This is a genomic window from Glaciimonas sp. GG7, assembly GCF_052976905.1.
The window spans coordinates 1-16,242 of record NZ_JBRIIQ010000088.1; the positions used below are offsets into that span (position 1 = coordinate 1).

Sequence of the window (16,242 nt, forward strand, 5' to 3'; positions counted from 1 at the left end):
TTGGGGATGCTCGGGTGGGGGTGTTGTTTGCTGCTGCTGATATGCACTTTGAGAGTGCTATTGCGTTTGTTGTTGGGGATTATATGGGGGAACATTGGTTGGGGACGTTTGCTTTGTTGGCGTTGGAGGCTTGAGGAGTTTGATTCGGATCGGTCGTCTGTATTTGGAGCGGTTGTTGCTCGGTGGGTGCTTGCCGGGCCGCCCCTTCCCCCGACTAGCCTCCACGGAGCACAACCAATGTCAATTACAACTAACCGAACCAAACCGAACCAAACCGAACCAAACCGAACCAAACCGAACCGAACCGAATCAAACCAAACCAGCCCCAACAAAACACAACCCTTCCCCGTGCCAAATAACGACATCCACCCCACCACATAAAACAACACACAAATGTTTTCCGCGAGTAGAAAATTTACTATACTATCCAGTATATAAAAAATACTATTAAGTATTTATTGTTCTGAATCCAGTCCCATAAACACGACTGCAAACAGCCCAATCACCCAACGGAGATCAAAAAATGGTAAATCGTCGTACCGTCATAGCTGGAATATCAGCACTGGCCTTAGCGCCAATGATCGTCAGAGCACAACCTAAACCCCTCATCCGCATCGGCATGCTGCAAGATGCATCCGGCCCGTATAGCTACCTCGGCGGAATAGGGTCGATTGCCTGCGCACGTCAGGCCGTTGCTGAAATGGCTGCCAGCCGTGGCTTGAACGTTGAAATCATCACCGCCGACCACCAGAATAAGCCCGACGTAGGTGCCGCCATTGCGCGCCAATGGCTCGATTCCGGCGTCGATGTGTTGATGGAATTCAATAACTCGGCAATTGCGCTGGCCGTCAACGATCTGGTGCGCGAGCGCGACAAGGTGATGCTGGCTAATAACGTCGGATCGGCCTCGCTCAGTGGCAAAGCCTGCACCCCTAATATGACCCACTGGACCTTCGACACCGCCATGCTGGCTACCAGTATGGGTAACGGCATGATCGAAAAAGGCGCTGGAGAAAGTTGGTTTTTTATTCGTGCTGACTATGTGTTCGGCAAAGCGCTGCGCGACGATACTGCTGCTGTCGTGTTAGCCAAGGGCGGCAAGGTCGTGGGCGAAGTTGCCGTGCCGGTCGGGACGACCGATTTCGCTTCTGCCTTGCTCCAAGCGCAGTCTTCCGGAGCCAAAGTTGTGGCGCTGGCGCTGGCCGGTAACGATTTGCTGAACTGCCTCAAGCAAGCCAATGAGTTCGGTCTGACTCAGGGTGGACAACGGATGGCGGCGCTGATCATTTATTTGCAGGACATTAAAGCGCTTGGCTTGCCGGTGACCAAAGGTCTGGTCCTGACCGAGTCGTTCTATTGGGATTTGAGCGACAAGTCACGTGCGTTTTCTAAACGCATCACACCCAACACCAAAGGCGTTCCACCGAACATGGGACAGGCTGGCGCGTATTCGGCAGTCACGCATTATCTCAAGGCGGTGGCCGATGTCGGTGCGGCCGAAGCTAAGCGCTCCGGACGTGTGGTGGTGGCGCGGATGAAGCAACTACCGATCAGCGATGACGTATTAACTAACGCCCGTATCCGCGAAGATGGCCGGGTGGTCAGCGATGTGTATTTGTTTGAAGTCAAGTCGCCTGAAGAGAGCAAAGGTGAGTGGGATTTGTACAAGATCAAACGCAAGCTCGGTCCGGATCAGGCTTGGCGACCGATGTCGGCAGGCGGTTGTTCGCTTGTGAAACCAGGAAGTGTCTAAGACTAATAGTACTGACGAAAAACCGCTCCAGCGGCGTTAAGCCCGCCTGGCCGTACGTTCGCACTGGCACAATTTTGCATAAGTGCTCACCAAGGAAAAATCGAATGATCAATATTGCAGAGTCACCATTTACCCGTCCGGAGATGTTTTCGCCTGATGTCATGGTTGACGATAATAAATGGTATCCATTAGGAAAATTGGGCAAAGTGCGCCCGATCCTGTTTGATGTCTCCAACGGTGGCTGGATCAGTATTTTGAAGGCAGAAGGACAAGGCACGATCCAGCGCCATCGGCATGCGTCGCCGGTCACCGGCTGGACCATGGATGGGGCCTGGGGGTATCGCGAATACGATTGGGTTTCACGCGCTGGCAGTTTTGTCTACGAGCCGCCGGGCCATATCCACACGCTGTATATCGATCCCGAGGCGGGCAAGATGACGGCGCTGTTTCACGTCCATGGTCCGCTCATGTATCTCGACGAAGCGGGTAATGTCACCGATTACGACGATGTGTTTTTGCGCCTTGATCGTTATGCCAAATATTGCCGCGAAGTCGGTTTGGGCGATGACTACGTTCAATCACTGATTCGTTAAGTCCTGATTTTATCTATTGCTCTAAGGAACGCCCAATGTCTACAAAAATGCACCTCATGCAGATGCTTATCCATAGCGCCAGCACCCATACTTTACTGAGTTGGGCAGACCCCAAAGATGGTCAGCTCGACGGCTTGCAGGATTTTGCGTATTGGCAAAATATAGCGCGTACGCTGGAGCGTGGTTGCTTTGATGGTGTGTTTTTTGCAGATAGCCCGGCCACCCATGCGGTGTATAAAAGCAGTGTCAAACCGTCGGTCGAATACGGCGCATCCTGGCCCAATCACGATCCGATGCCGTTGGTGGCGGTGATGGCTGCGGCCACTAAACATCTTGGTATCGGTGTCACGCTATCGACTACCGGCACCACGCCGTATCTGGCCACGCGTCGCATTTCTACCCTGAATTATTTGAGCAAGGGCCGCGTCGGCTGGAACATCGTTTCCGGCTTTAGTGCCGCCGAGCATCAGGCCAACGGTCTGGGCGCACTCGGTCATGACGAGCGCTATGATCACGCCGACGAATTTATGGAAATCTGCTACCGCTTGTGGAACTCGGTTCCTCCCGCAGCGGTGTTGCAAAACCCTGTTAGCGGTAAATTTGCTGATCCTGAACAAATCGATGTGGTCGATTATCAGGGGCGCTTTTTGAATTGCAAGGCGGTCGCACCAACGCTGCCATCGCCCTACGGTCGCCCATTGCTGTTTCAGGCCGGTTCCTCCGGACGCGGTTTGCAGTTTGCGATGGAACATGCTGAAGTGATTTTTGCGATTCAATCGCACGTCGCCGGGATGAAAAAAAGCATGCTGCAATTAAGCGCAGCAGCCGAAGTGCACGGTAAAAATAAAGAATGCAAAGTGCTGTTCGGCTTGCAACCTATCGTGCGTAGTACCGAACTTGAAGCCCGTCAACGAGCCGAAGAGTTGGCCGAGCGGATTCCGCTGGATGCGATTTTGGCGCGTTTGTCAGGCGTCTTTGGTGTCGATTTGAGCACGCTCGACCCGGATCGTCCGTTAGCTGAAATGGAAACCCAAGCCTCTCGCGGTTTGATGGCCGCGACCGTGACCGGTGCCGACGGCAAGGCCGTCACCTTACGTCAGGCGGCAACAACCTGGGCGTTGTCTGTTGCGATTCCGCAAATCATCGGCACGCCGGAACAAGTCGCCGATGAAATGGAACGGACCTGGCGCGAAACCGGTTGTTATGGCTTCAACCTCAGCCCGACTACTAATCCCGATAGCGTAGAAGATTTTGTCGATCAGGTGGTGCCGATCTTGCAGCGCCGTGGCGTCTTTCGTACCGAATACGAGGGCGAGAGCTTTCGCGACAACCTGATGGCTGACTGAACTCGGTGATGACAGTGACCGATACCATTATCGAAACACGCGGCCTGACCAAAGATTTTCGTGGTTTTGTCGCCGTCGGCGGAATCGATCTGCAGGTGCGCAAGGGTTCCATCCATGCGCTCATCGGCCCCAACGGCGCGGGAAAATCGACGGTCTTTAACTTGCTGACACGGTTTTTACCAGCCAGTGCGGGCCAGATTTTTTTCAAAGGCGAAGACATTACGCGGCGTGACCCGGCGCTGGTGGCGCAAGGAGGGATGGTGCGTTCGTTTCAGATTTCTTCGACTTTTCCAGCGCTCAGTGTGCGCGACAATGTGCGCATCGCGCTCCAGCGTCCGTTGCAGCTGAGTTACCATTTTTGGCGCTCGGACAACACCCTCACCACACTCTACGCGCGCGCCGATGAATTGTTAGAAGCGGTGGGCTTGATGCGCTGGCGCGACTGGCGTGCAGCCGATTTGTCCTACGGGCGCAAGCGGGCGCTGGAGCTGGCAACGACGCTGGCGCTGGACCCGGAAGTGATGCTGCTCGATGAGCCGATGGCCGGGCTTGGGCATGAAGATATCGCACGCATTGCCAGCCTGATTCGCAAGGTGGCGGTTGGTCGCACGGTGTTGATGGTGGAACATAACCTGAAGGTCGTCGCCGATTTGTCGGACACCATCACGGTGCTGGCACGCGGCAAGATTTTGGCCGAAGGGCCGTATGCAGTGGTGGCTGAGAACCCGCAAGTCCGCAGCGCTTACATGGGGTCGGCCCATGCTTAATTCTCACGCTCCACAAGATTTACTCGTCATCGATGACCTGCACGCCTGGTATGGCGAATCGCAAGCCTTGCACGGCATCGCACTCACTGTCGGACGGGGCGAAACGGTGACCCTGCTGGGCCGCAACGGCGCAGGCAAAACCAGCACGCTACGCGCCATCATGGGCTTGATGCAGAAGCGTCAAGGGTCTATCAGTTTTTGCGGCAACCAATTGATTACCGCCTCGCCGGACCAGATTGCCCGACTAGGTATCGGTTATTGCCCGGAAGAGCGCGGCATCTTTGCCGGGTTAAGCGTGCATGAAAATCTGATGCTGCCACCCATCATCAAACCGGGCGGCATGACGCTGGCCGAAATCCATCAATTGTTTCCGAATCTGGCCGAGCGTAGCGCCAGCCCGGGCACCAAGTTGTCCGGCGGCGAGCAGCAAATGCTGGCCATTGCGCGTATCTTGCGCACCGGTGCAGATTTGCTGTTGCTCGATGAGCCGACCGAAGGTCTGGCCCCGGTCATCATTGAACAAATCGGCCATGCCATCGGCGTCCTCAAACAGCGTGGCTACACCATCGTGTTGGTTGAGCAAAACTTCCATTTTGCCGCTAGCGTGTCGGAGCGTTTTTATGTCATCGAAGATGGTCGCGTGGTTGATCAGATTGCCGCCGTCGATGTCGCCGATCCGGCTACGGTGACCAATATTCACCATTACCTAAGTATATAAATGACTGACTTTTTTGGCATTTCAATTCAGGCGCTTTCCGGGCAATTGATGATCGGCGCAATCAATGGGGCTTTCTACGCCATGCTCAGTCTTGGTCTGGCGGTCATTTTCGGCTTGCTCAATATTATTAATTTCGCCCACGGTGCGCAATACATGATGGGCGCGTTTTGCGCCTGGCTGCTGCTCCATTTTCTGGGACTCAATTACTGGATGGCGCTGGTCTTAACGCCGCTGATCGTGGGCGCCACCGGGATGCTGATCGAACGCTATTTGTTGCGTCATATTCAGCAGCTCGATCACGTCTACGGTTTGCTGCTGACCTTTGGTGCAGCGCTGCTGATCGAAGGCGCGTTCCGTCAATTATTTGGCGCAGCCGGGTTGCCGTATGGGACCCCGGCGCTGTTGCAGGGCGGGCATCAACTGGGCTTTATGTATTTGCCGACCTATCGCGCCTGGGTGTTTGTCTTTTCCTTGGTGACCTGCATGGCAACCTGGTTGGTGATTGAAAAAACCAAGCTCGGTTCGTACTTGCGCGCCGCCACTGAAAATCCGACGCTGGTGCAAGCTTTTGGCGTGAAGGTGCCACGCATGATGATGCTGACCTATGGCTTTGGGGTGGCATTAGCCGCCTTGGGCGGTGTCTTGGCTGCGCCGATTTATCAGGTCAGCCCGGCGATGGGATCGAGCACGATTATTGTGGTCTTTGCGGTGGTCGTCATTGGCGGCATGGGCTCTATCGGTGGTGCGATTTTCAGCGGCTTCGCGCTCGGTCTGGCCGAGGGATTGACCAAGGTGTTTTATCCGCAAGCATCGAGCACGGTGATCTTTGTCATCATGGCGCTGGTATTGCTGGTGAAGCCTGCCGGTTTGTTCGGGAGGACGGCATGAACACATTCAAAGTATGGATGGCGTCCGACAACGCACGGCATAGCGGCATCGGCTTATTGCTGTTGATCGGACTGGCCGCACCTTTCATCGGCCTGTACCCGATCTTTATCATGAAAGCGTTGTGTTTTGCGTTGCTGGCGGCGGCCTTTAATTTGCTATTCGGGTACGGCGGCTTGCTTTCATTCGGGCATGCATCATTCTTTGGCACGGCTGCCTATGTGACCGGTTATACGATGAAATATTGGGGCATCACGCCCGAGGTCGGCATCATGACCGGCACGCTGGCGGCGACCGCGCTGGGGTTGCTGTTCGGCTGGCTGGCGATCCGTCGTCAGGGGATTTATTTTGCGATGGTGACGCTGGCGTTGGCGCAGATGCTGTATTTCTTTTATCTGCAAGCCGATCGCTTTAGCGGTGGCGAGGATGGCATTCAGGCGATTCCACGCGGTCACTTGTTTGGTTTCATCGACCTCAATCAACCTTTGGCGATGTATTACACCGTACTGGCGATTTGTCTGTGCGGCTTTGGACTGATTTATCGCGCTGTGCATTCGCCCTTTGGTCAAGTATTGAAAGCCATCCGCGAGAACGAACCACGGGCGATTTCGCTCGGGTATCGGGTGGAGCGCGTCAAGCTGCTGGTGTTTGTGTTGTCGGCGGGACTGGCCGGTCTGGCAGGCGCTACCAAGACGCTGGTGTTTCAGCTGGCGACCTTGAACGACGTCAACTGGTCGGTCTCGGGCGATGTGATTTTGATGACGCTAGTGGGTGGCGTCGGTACGCTGTTCGGTCCGATCATTGGCGCGTTTGTGCTCACTGTGATCAGTACTTATCTGGCCGGTTTCGGCTCGTGGGTCACGATGATAGAGGGCGCGATTTTTATTATCTGCGTGATGACTTTTCGGCGCGGTTTGTGCGGCTGGTTTGCTGACCGTTTGCTTATTTCCGGTCCGGCGTTGATGCCGGGTACGCCCATCGTTGCCGCCAGCTTTCGTCGCGCCCAACCAGAAACGATAACTCCCCTGAAAGATTTGAGTACGCATGAATAATCCCTTCCCAGTCATTGATCCGATCGAATTACGCCGCTGCCTCGGTGCGTTTGTCACCGGTGTGACGGTGATTACCGCGCTCGATGCAGAGGGTGCGCCGATCGGCATGACCGTTAATTCATTCAATTCCGTCTCGCTCGATCCGCCGCTCATCGTCTGGAGCGTGCGTACCAATGCGACCAGTTTTCCGGTGTATAGCAAGGCAAAGCGCTTTGTGGTCAATATTTTGTCGGAGGAGCAGGTCGATATTTCCAACCGCTTCGCCAAATCAGGTCCGGACCGGTTCGAAGGCATTGCGATCACGCCCGGGATCGATGGCTTGCCGTTGATCGATGGTTGCGCGGCGTATCTGGAATGCAGTACCGAGGCGGCCTATCCGGGTGGCGACCATTTGCTGTTTCTCGGGCGCGTCGAGCGGATTTTGGGCAGTTCGCGCAAACCGCTGGCGTTTGGCGCTGGCAAATACATGGTGGTCCATCCGCATGCGCCGAACGCCGATCTTGGTTCTGGCAATGTCGCAACCTTAAACGCCGTCCAACTGGCGCGGCCCTGTCTGGAAGAATTGAATCGTGAAACCGATAAAACCGTTGGTCTGGGCGTCTGGGGTAATCAAGGCCCGACCCTGATCTGGTGGGTGGAAGCGCGCCAGCCTTTGGATGTGCGCTTGCGCTGCGGGATGGTGTTGCCGCTGCTGGGGTCGGCTACCGGCAAGGTGTTCGCCGCGTATTCATCGCCGCAATTAACAGCCCGTTATCTGGAGGCCGAAATCGCTGCCGTACAACATATTCCTGATGCCCAGTTTGGTACCCGTGAAGCAGTCGAGGTACATCTGGCGCTGGTGCGCGAACGCGGTTTGGGAGCGATTAACGAGGCAATCATGACCGATATCAATGATCTGGGCGTCAATGCGGTGAGTGCGCCAGTGTTCGACGCCTCCGGCGCAATTGTGCTGGCGCTGACGATGATGGGTGCAGCGAGCAGCTTTACGGAGGATGATCCGGCTGTCGCGCGTTTGATCGATGCGGCGCGGCGGTTGTCAGTGCGACTCGGTTATCGGGCCGCCTAAGTATACATTTAAGAGAAAACACAATGATTGAACATAACTGGAAACGCTGGGGCGACGACGATGAACGCGGTGCCTTGAATTTTATCGGCCCCGATCAGGTCCGTCGCGCCACTGCGTTGGTGCAAACCGGCGAAGTATTGCGACTGGCGCAATTGCTGTCGTCCAAGACCCCAGTGCCCGGGCATCGCTGTGGCTTGCAACATTTCATGGGCCGCGATGGCGGCGATTACGCCGCTGGGGCAGGGCGACCGGGTGGTTTTCAGTTTGCTGAGGATTCGGTCGTCATGCCGCTGCATATCGGTACGCACGTCGATGCACTGTGTCACGCCTGGTATGACGATAAATTATTCAATGGATTTTCTGGTGACACCGTGCGCAGCACGACCGGCGCGTCTAAATTGGGTGTAGAAAAAATGCCACCGATTGTGACCCGTGGCGTATTGCTCGATCTGGTCAGGCTCAAGGGCCGGGTGCTGGTGCCGGGCGAAGTCGTCAGCCGCGCTGATCTTGAGGCGGCGGCAGCGTTGGCCGGTCTCAAGCTGGAGCAGGGTGATGCAGTCTTGCTGCGCACCGGTTGGCTGGAATCCCAAAAAGGGATCAAGAACGTTGACTTCAATACCGAACCCGGCATTGATGTTGAGGCCGCACGCTGGCTAGCTGACTGTGACGTCGCCGTTGTCGGTGCCGATAACTTTGCCGTCGAAGTGTTGCCCTTTGCGACCGGCTTCGTGTTCCCTGTGCATCAATTGTTAATCCGCGATTGCGGCGTGCCGTTGCTAGAAGGCTTGATGCTTGATCCGCTGGTCGCCAGCGGGCGTTTTGAATTTCTGTTTGTTGCCAGCGCGTTGCCGATTGTTGGCGCAACCGGCAGCCCGCTTGCCCCTGTGGCGGTGCTGTAATGGAAAAGTCGACCAAAAAGAAAGGCCCGCTCGATGGTATCCGCGTGCTGGAAATCGCCTCCATGGTGTTCGGTCCATTAGCCGGGCAATACCTCGGCGACATGGGCGCAGACGTGATCAAGCTGGAGCCGCCCGAAGGCGATTTAACACGCTCAATTGGGCCGCGTCGCTCACCACGAATGGGCGCATTTTTCCTCACCAGTAACCGCAACAAACGCAGCATTGTGGTCGATTTGAAGCGTCCTGAAGGACGTGAAATTCTGCATCGTTTGCTGGCGAAAACCGATGTGCTGCTGCATTCCATGCGCACGCCCGCCGCAGCCCGGCTGGGTCTGGATTACGCAACGCTGGCTAAAACCCATCCAAGTCTGGTGTATTGCCACGTCACCGGTTATGGCGATGAAGGCGAGTACGGTGGTCGCCCGGCGTACGACGACATTATTCAGGCCGCCTCCGGTCTGGCGATGTTGCAGCAAGTCGTCGCCGGTCAGCCGCGCTATATCCCGACCATCGTGGCCGACAAGATCAGTGGCGTGCATGCAGCCTACGCCATTGTGCTTGCGCTCATGCATCGCATGCGTACCGGTGAAGGGCAGCAAGTTGACGTGCCGATGTTTGAGACCATGGCGTCGTTCAACATGATCGAGCATCAATGGGGCCATATTTTTGAGCCGCCAGTGGGGAATATGGGCTATGCCCCGGTCGTGGCGGCAGCGCGGCGTCCGTATCGCACGCTGGATGGATTTTTGTCTTTGCTACCGTATTCAGACGCGCATTGGCGGCGTTTCTTTGAGTTGGCGGGCGAGCCGCAGATCATGGACGATCCGCGCTTTACATTGTTTGCCTCGCGTCAGGTGCATTTCCGTGAAGTATGGGATGAGATCGAACGCCAGATCGGTCGCAAAACCAATGCCGAATGGTTGCGTTTGCTCACACCGGAAGATATTCCTTTTTCACCAGTGAATGACATCGAAGATTTGCGCGAAGACCCGCATTTAAAGAGTGTCGATTTCTGGAGCGTGCAGACGCATCCGACCGAAGGCGAATTGCTGATCGCGCGCAATCCGCTGGGCATGAGCGCCTCGCCGCCGGACGTGACGCGCTTGCCGCCAGGACTGGGTGAGCATGGGGCGGAGATATTGTGTGAATGTGAATATGACGATGCCAGTACGCAAAAAATGTTGGCCATCGGCGGTGTTTGCGCACCGCAACCTCTGTAGTTTTATAAGACATTTTGATGGAGTAACCGTATGCCGACATTAGACCCCGACGTCGCTCAGTTGCTGGCAATGAGCCTCGCTGCTGGTAAACCTGCGTTTCAAACATTGCGCCCGGAGGAGGCACGTATCGCCTATAAGCTCAGTCGTAATCTGTTGCAGGTGGAGGCCGAAGAGGTCGCTTCTGTGCGTGATGTGCTGATCGCAGGTGGGCTGCGCTTGCGCATCTATCGTGGTGTCACGACCGAGGCCAGCGATAGTTTGCCGTGTCTGGTGTATCTGCACGGTGGCGGTTGGGTTATTGGCGACCTTGAGAGTCACGATCGCTTGTGTCGACGTCTGGCTAATCTGGCGCAGATTTGTCTGGTTGCGGTGGATTATCGGTTAGCGCCTGAGCACCCGTTTCCGGCGGCGCTCGATGACTCTGTGACGGCGTTGAAATGGGTTGCGCAGAATGCTGTGGAGTTGTCGATTGCAGCCGGGCGTATCGGGGTTGGTGGTGATAGTGCGGGTGGCAATCTGGCTGCGGTGTTGGCGTTGATGGGACGCGATGGCAGTGCGCCGCCTACTATCTATCAGGCGTTGTTATACCCGGTGGTGGATTTGACGGCCAGCAGTGCGTCATATCAACGCGAGATAGCAGCCGGTGTGCCTTTGTCAGCGGCGACGATGCATTACTTTATTGAGCATTACACGCCGCATCTGCCGGATCGACTGGATTGGCGTGCCTCGCCGCTGAAAGTGGCTTCTCTTGCTGGTGCGCCAGCGGCGCTGGTGTTGACCCTGGCGAATGATCCGCTGTGTGATGAGGGCCGTGCTTATGCTGATCGGCTTGAATCTGAAGGAGTGCGGGTGACTGCTTTGCATCTGAGTGATCAGATTCATGGGATGTTGATGATGGGGAAGATTGTTCGGGCTGCTAATCGGGTGGTGGATTTTGTCGGGGTTGCGATTCGGGATGGGTTGCATGGTGAGTGAGTTGGGTTTTGGTTGTTGGTTGTGAGTGCTGTGTGTGCTCTGTGGATGTTTATCGGAGGCGGTCCAACAAGCAGCAACGGAGTATCCACATAGCACACACCACGTTAGCTAACAACAGAACGAACAACGAACCAAACCAATAAAAGTATCAAAAAAATAAATCAGGAAAACCAGAGCGTGTTGATATTTGAATCCGTACCCCCCGTTCGAACTGAGTAGGCACGCAGTGCCGTATCGAAGAAGCGCCATGCATCTACTTCGATACGCCCTACGGGCTACTCAGTACGAACGGTTCTTTTGAACTCAAATGTCAACACGGCCTGAAAACGATTCATTTCATAAAAATAAGGTGGAGACAATGATCAACATTTCACTCAAGCGACGTCAAATATTGCGAACAACGGCAGCGTTAGGAATAGCCGGCAGTACCCTGGGTTTCCCCGCTATCCTGCGCGCACAAACTGCCCAAACCATCAAAATCGGCATCCCGACAATTATGTCAGGACGCATAGCCCAACTAGGCATTTCATCGACCAACGGCGCACAGCTAGAAGTCGATGCCTTCAACGCCGCCGGTGGTTTCAATGGCCGTCACGTTGAGTTAATTATCCGCGACTCCAAAGGCAAACCAGAGGAAACCAGCCGCTTAACCCGCGACCTCATCAACAGCGATAAATGCGATTTCATCCTCGATTGCGACGCCTCCAACGGTGCCTTTGCTGTGCAAGAAGTAGTACGCGGCACCGGAACCCTGTGCATCCATGCCAGCCCTGAAATATCGTCGCTTACAGCAGACCCCAAACTAAAAATCCCCAATGCCTTCCGCTCGGCCCGTCAAGGTGCGCAAGATGCCATCGTCGCCGGACAATATGCCGCAGCCGTAGCTAAGCAAAACAATATCACCCGCTGGATGACCATCGGCCCCGACTATGCGTATGGCCGCGATACCTCTGCGCTATTCACCCGCTATCTGAAACATTTCAGCCCGTCTGCCCAAATCGTCGGTGAAGCATGGCCAAAAATGTCGCAGCCGGATTACACCGAGTTCATTACCAAGATACTGCAGCTCAAACCGCAGGCGTTGTTCACCTGCCTCATTGGCGGCGATCTGGTGTCATTTATCGATCAGGGTAATTTGTATGGCTTGTTCAATGAGATCGAACTATTTGCCGTCGCGCTGGCCGATTTCACCACGATTTCAAAAGTCAAAGCGATGCCCAAACGGGTTCATTCCGGTACCCGTTACCTGAGTGCTTTTCCCAACACCGCAGAGAACAAAGCGTGGGCCACAGCCTATACAGAAAAATTCAAGGACGCACCGACCAATTGGTCGTGGCAAGCCGCCTCTGGCATCAATTTTATGTTCGAAGCGATGCGTCAGACCCAATCGGTCGACTCGAAAAAAATGTCGGATGCACTGCGCGGCATGCAGATCAAATCACCGTTCGGTGCCAAAGGCTTGCTAACTATGCGTGCAGTCGATCAGACGCTGGTGGACTACGCCACTGGCTGGGGTCAAATTACCAATAATGCGCCCTATATCGACAACGCAAAAATGGCTGACTGGGACATGATCACCCCGCTTGAGCTGCAGTGGAAAAAGGAAAACGGCTGGGCTTGATGGCTAATGCCGTTCAGTTAAGAAACCGTTCGGACTGAGTAGCGAAGCGTATCGAAGACTCACCGGCATGAGCGCTGACTTCGATACGCCCAGGGCAACTCAGCCCGAACGGCTCATTAGATTAACTGAACAGCATTAGGGCTTGATGGCGGTGTTTTCGTATGGTGTGTGTCGACGTTTTTATTGTCCTGTTGCCGGAGAAGTTTAAGTGGATACTGCCGCGTTATCAGCCTGTGTGTCATCGGCGTCTTGCCTGTTGACACAAGGCTTCAATGCCTTAGTTATTGGCATGCTGTTATTTCTGGTCGCCTCTGGCCTCACGCTGATCTTCGGCGTCTTGAAAGTAGTCAACTTTACACACGGCTCGCTCTACATGCTGGGTGCGTATTTTGCCTGGTACATCTATCGGATAACGGATAGTTATTTCTTGGCCGTGCTGGCGGCTTCGGCCGGGATCGCAGTCGTTGGCGTGGTGCTGGAACGGGTATTTTTCCGGCGTCTGTATCAGGCCAATTTTCTGATGCAATTACTGATGTGTTACGGCTGGATATTGGTACTCGACGATGTGGTGCAAATGCTGTTTGGTGCGGAATTCCAGTCTATGGATATGCCGCCCATGTTTGCAAGAGCGCCGTTGATGGTGGCTGGTGCACCGATTCCGTTCTTTTATATCTTCCTCATCGCAGTGAGTTTTGTAGTGGCCCTGGCGGTCTGGATATTGACCGTCAAAACCCCACTCGGCAGCAAGGTCCGTGCCGCAGCAACTAACGCATCGATGACGGCTGCACTGGGCATCAATACCAATCTGTTGTACGCCGCCGTGTTTGCGCTCGGCGCGGGCTTGGCCGGACTTGCCGGTGGACTGGCCGCACCGGTGCGCTCGTTGGTGCCGGGGATGGGATTTTCTATCCTGATCGAGTCGTTTATCGTCACCGTCATAGGCGGCATGGGCTCTATCGGCGGGGCGTTAGCGGCGGCTATTTTAATCGGCGTTGTGCGTTCTTTCGGCAGTGTGGGCTTTCCCTTATTTACCGACATTCTGGTGTTTGCGTTAATGGCGGTGGTGCTGGTGTTGCGGCCGGACGGCTTGTTCGGCAAGGGTGCACAGACATGAATAAGCATCTGTTGAAATCAACCTGGTTGTGGGTGGTTATCGCTTTTGCGTTGCTGGCGTTGTTGCCGCTGATGATCGCCTCGCGCATGGTGCTCGATCTGGTGATCCATATCGCGATATTCGGTCTGTTTGCCACTGCGGTGAATTTGTTGATCGGTTACACCGGTCTGGTCTCTTTCGGTCACGCCATGTTTTATGCCTCCGGCGCGTATGGCTTTGGTTTGCTGATGCAAACCGGCGCGTATTCGGTGCCTGCCGCACTGGCGCTGGCGGTGTTGGGGAGTGTATTAATTGCGGTGGTGGTCGGGCTGGTCTGCACCCATACCAAAGAAATCTATTTCACCTTTCTGACGCTCGCCATTCAGATGATGTTTTACAGCACGATTCTGAGCTGGGGCAGCTTGACCGGTGGCGATCAGGGATTGACTGGCGGTTTTAACAAACCACCGTTTCTGGGCATCGATCTGGCTAATGCAAACCATGTTTATTACTTTATTACCGGCGTCGTGATTGTGTCGCTAGGCTTGCTCTGGCATATCACCAAATCGCCTTTCGGCTATGCGTTGCGGATGATCCGCGACAATGCTGCGCGGGTGGCTTTTTTGGGGATGAACGTACGCGCCTATCGTCTGGCCGCCTTTGTCATCGCCGCTGCTTTCGCCAGTGTTGCCGGTGCGCTGATGAGTTTGTACGTCAGTGCGGCCTATCCTAATTTTGGTTACTGGACCATGTCCGGTGAGGCGATTTTCATGATCATGCTGGGTGGGGTGAATACCTTCCTCGGGCCGTTAGTCGGCGCTGGCATGCTGACCTTGCTCAATCATTTTGTCACTGAACACACGAAATACTATGGGCTGGTATTGGGCGGCATCATTTTGCTGTATGTCGTGTTTTTGCAAAAAGGCTTGCTCGACCTGATGGTGGAGCGCTTTCATGCCGGACGTGCAGTGCGCCGTACAGCGAATAAATCGGACCCACAATGCTGACCATGACCGGTGTGACCAAGGCCTTTGGTGGTGTTGTGGCGACCAATGATTTTTCGGCGCAATTTGCAGACGGTAGTTTGTCGGCGATTATCGGCCCCAATGGCGCTGGCAAGACCACGTTATTTAATTTAATCAGCGGCAAGATCAAGGCGGACTCCGGCAGCATCGTTTTCGATGGACACGACATTACCGCACTGTCGGCCAAGGCGATTGTGCAACGTGGTATCGGACGCGCATTTCAGGTGTCGAGTATTTTCCCGACGCTGACAGTGGCCCAATCGCTGCAAGCGGCAGTGCTGGCAGAGCGCGGCACGATGGGCAATATGTTGAGCGCATTTTCGGCATCGCGCGCGTTAGCGCGTACCGAAGAATTGCTGGCGATGCTGGGTCTGGAAGCGCGTGCCGACACACTGGCGCGTCATTTGCCACATGGCGATCAAAAATTGCTCGATATCGGACTGGCATTGGCACTCAAACCGCGCCTGTTATTGCTTGATGAGCCAACCGCAGGGATGGGACCTGAAGAGCGTTTGCTGATGATGGAGCGCATACACACACTCTGGCAGCGCGAAAAAATCACCATCATTTTTATCGAACACGATATGGACATCGTCTTTGCCCGCGCCGAAATAATACGGGTGCTGTATTACGGCACCTTGCTCGCGCAAGGCACACCGGATCAGATACGCAACAATCAGGCGGTCATTGATGCGTATCTGGGAACCGGTTTTACCGAGATGGACGAGGTGAGCGTATGAGCGCCAATCACTGTTTGTCAGTCGCCGGTTTAACCGCCTTTTACGGTGCCAGCCAGGTGTTGTTCGGTATCGATTTAGAAGTAGGCACCGGCCAGTGCATGGCCTTGCTGGGCCGTAATGGCGCTGGCAAATCAACCACCATGAAAGCTATCGCAGGCGTCATCCCAAGCGCCGCCGGCACCATTCATTTGCATGGGCAAGAGGTGCATGGCTTGGCGTCGTATCGGATCGCGCGCGCCGGACTGGGCTTTGTGCCGGAAGACCGGCAAGTGTTCCCAGAGCATTCTGTTGAAGACAATCTGACGCTGGCTGCTAAGTTGGGCCCGGCGCCCGCATGTCGGCGCGACTGGACGCTAGAGCGCGTGTATCAGGCCTTTCCGTTATTGCTAGTGCTGCGCAATCGACTGGCCGGGCAATTGTCCGGCGGCGAGCAGCAAAATCGATTCGTGCTTGTCCGTGGTACTCGGCATAGAACTACTGAGTCGGAGA

17 protein-coding genes are annotated in these 16,242 nt (G+C 55.1%); all 17 read left to right on the top strand.

The genetic code is table 11. The features are described from left to right. A partial coding sequence (locus ACVBEF_RS16715) for a DUF2891 family protein (protein ID WP_447125076.1) occupies positions 1–134 on the top strand: 134 nt, incomplete at its 5' end. Between the two features lie 389 nt (positions 135–523). After that, the gene (locus ACVBEF_RS16720) at positions 524–1,753 is read left to right on the top strand and encodes an ABC transporter substrate-binding protein (RefSeq protein ID WP_447125061.1); all 1,230 of its coding nucleotides are present in this window, start codon (positions 524–526) and stop codon (positions 1,751–1,753) included. A 104-nt stretch (positions 1,754–1,857) separates the two neighbouring features. Beyond that, positions 1,858–2,346, top strand: a complete 489-nt coding sequence (locus ACVBEF_RS16725) for a 2,4'-dihydroxyacetophenone dioxygenase family protein (RefSeq protein WP_447125062.1) — start codon at positions 1,858–1,860, stop codon at positions 2,344–2,346. A gap of 35 nt (positions 2,347–2,381) precedes the next feature. Beyond that, positions 2,382–3,692, top strand: coding sequence for an NtaA/DmoA family FMN-dependent monooxygenase (locus ACVBEF_RS16730; protein WP_447125063.1), 1,311 nt, complete (start codon positions 2,382–2,384; stop codon positions 3,690–3,692). An 8-nt stretch (positions 3,693–3,700) separates the two neighbouring features. Then, positions 3,701–4,459: an ABC transporter ATP-binding protein gene (locus tag ACVBEF_RS16735; protein WP_447125064.1), complete on the top strand. Its 759-nt coding sequence runs from the start codon at positions 3,701–3,703 to the stop codon at positions 4,457–4,459. Further along, positions 4,452–5,177 (top strand): ABC transporter ATP-binding protein, encoded by a 726-nt coding sequence (locus ACVBEF_RS16740; RefSeq protein ID WP_447125065.1) that lies wholly within the window; start codon positions 4,452–4,454, stop codon positions 5,175–5,177. The genes ACVBEF_RS16735 and ACVBEF_RS16740 overlap by 8 nt, the downstream gene beginning before the upstream one ends. Beyond that, positions 5,178–6,065 (top strand): branched-chain amino acid ABC transporter permease, encoded by an 888-nt coding sequence (locus tag ACVBEF_RS16745; RefSeq protein WP_447125066.1) that lies wholly within the window; start codon positions 5,178–5,180, stop codon positions 6,063–6,065. It abuts the gene before it with no gap. 17 nt (positions 6,066–6,082) lie between these two features. After that, positions 6,083–7,114, top strand: coding sequence for a branched-chain amino acid ABC transporter permease (locus tag ACVBEF_RS16750; protein WP_447125077.1), 1,032 nt, complete (start codon positions 6,083–6,085; stop codon positions 7,112–7,114). After that, a complete protein-coding gene (locus ACVBEF_RS16755) occupies positions 7,107–8,180 on the top strand; it encodes a flavin reductase (RefSeq protein ID WP_447125067.1) in 1,074 nt (357 codons plus the stop codon). Before ACVBEF_RS16750 ends, ACVBEF_RS16755 begins: the two co-directional genes overlap by 8 nt. A 23-nt stretch (positions 8,181–8,203) precedes the next feature. Then, complete coding sequence (locus ACVBEF_RS16760) at positions 8,204–9,079, top strand: cyclase family protein (protein ID WP_447125068.1); 876 nt, start codon at positions 8,204–8,206, stop codon at positions 9,077–9,079. Further along, entirely contained in the window at positions 9,079–10,299 is a 1,221-nt protein-coding gene (locus ACVBEF_RS16765) for a CaiB/BaiF CoA transferase family protein (RefSeq protein WP_447125069.1), read from the top strand. Before ACVBEF_RS16760 ends, ACVBEF_RS16765 begins: the two co-directional genes overlap by 1 nt. A 30-nt stretch (positions 10,300–10,329) precedes the next feature. Then, positions 10,330–11,274 carry an alpha/beta hydrolase gene (locus tag ACVBEF_RS16770; protein ID WP_447125070.1) on the top strand — a complete coding sequence of 315 codons (945 nt, stop codon included), beginning with the start codon at positions 10,330–10,332 and terminating at the stop codon, positions 11,272–11,274. Positions 11,275–11,632: 358 nt separating this feature from the next. Then, on the top strand, positions 11,633–12,895 hold the full coding sequence (locus ACVBEF_RS16775; protein ID WP_447125071.1) for an ABC transporter substrate-binding protein: 1,263 nt from the start codon (positions 11,633–11,635) through the stop codon (positions 12,893–12,895). Positions 12,896–13,103: 208 nt separating this feature from the next. Then, on the top strand, positions 13,104–14,009 hold the full coding sequence (locus ACVBEF_RS16780; RefSeq protein WP_447125072.1) for a branched-chain amino acid ABC transporter permease: 906 nt from the start codon (positions 13,104–13,106) through the stop codon (positions 14,007–14,009). Further along, positions 14,006–14,995: a branched-chain amino acid ABC transporter permease gene (locus ACVBEF_RS16785; RefSeq protein ID WP_447125073.1), complete on the top strand. Its 990-nt coding sequence runs from the start codon at positions 14,006–14,008 to the stop codon at positions 14,993–14,995. Before ACVBEF_RS16780 ends, ACVBEF_RS16785 begins: the two co-directional genes overlap by 4 nt. Beyond that, the gene (locus ACVBEF_RS16790; protein ID WP_447125074.1) at positions 14,989–15,753 is read left to right on the top strand and encodes an ABC transporter ATP-binding protein; all 765 of its coding nucleotides are present in this window, start codon (positions 14,989–14,991) and stop codon (positions 15,751–15,753) included. Before ACVBEF_RS16785 ends, ACVBEF_RS16790 begins: the two co-directional genes overlap by 7 nt. Further along, positions 15,750–16,242: ABC transporter ATP-binding protein (locus ACVBEF_RS16795; RefSeq protein ID WP_447125075.1), on the top strand; the 493-nt coding region annotated here is incomplete at its 3' end. The genes ACVBEF_RS16790 and ACVBEF_RS16795, both read left to right, overlap by 4 nt.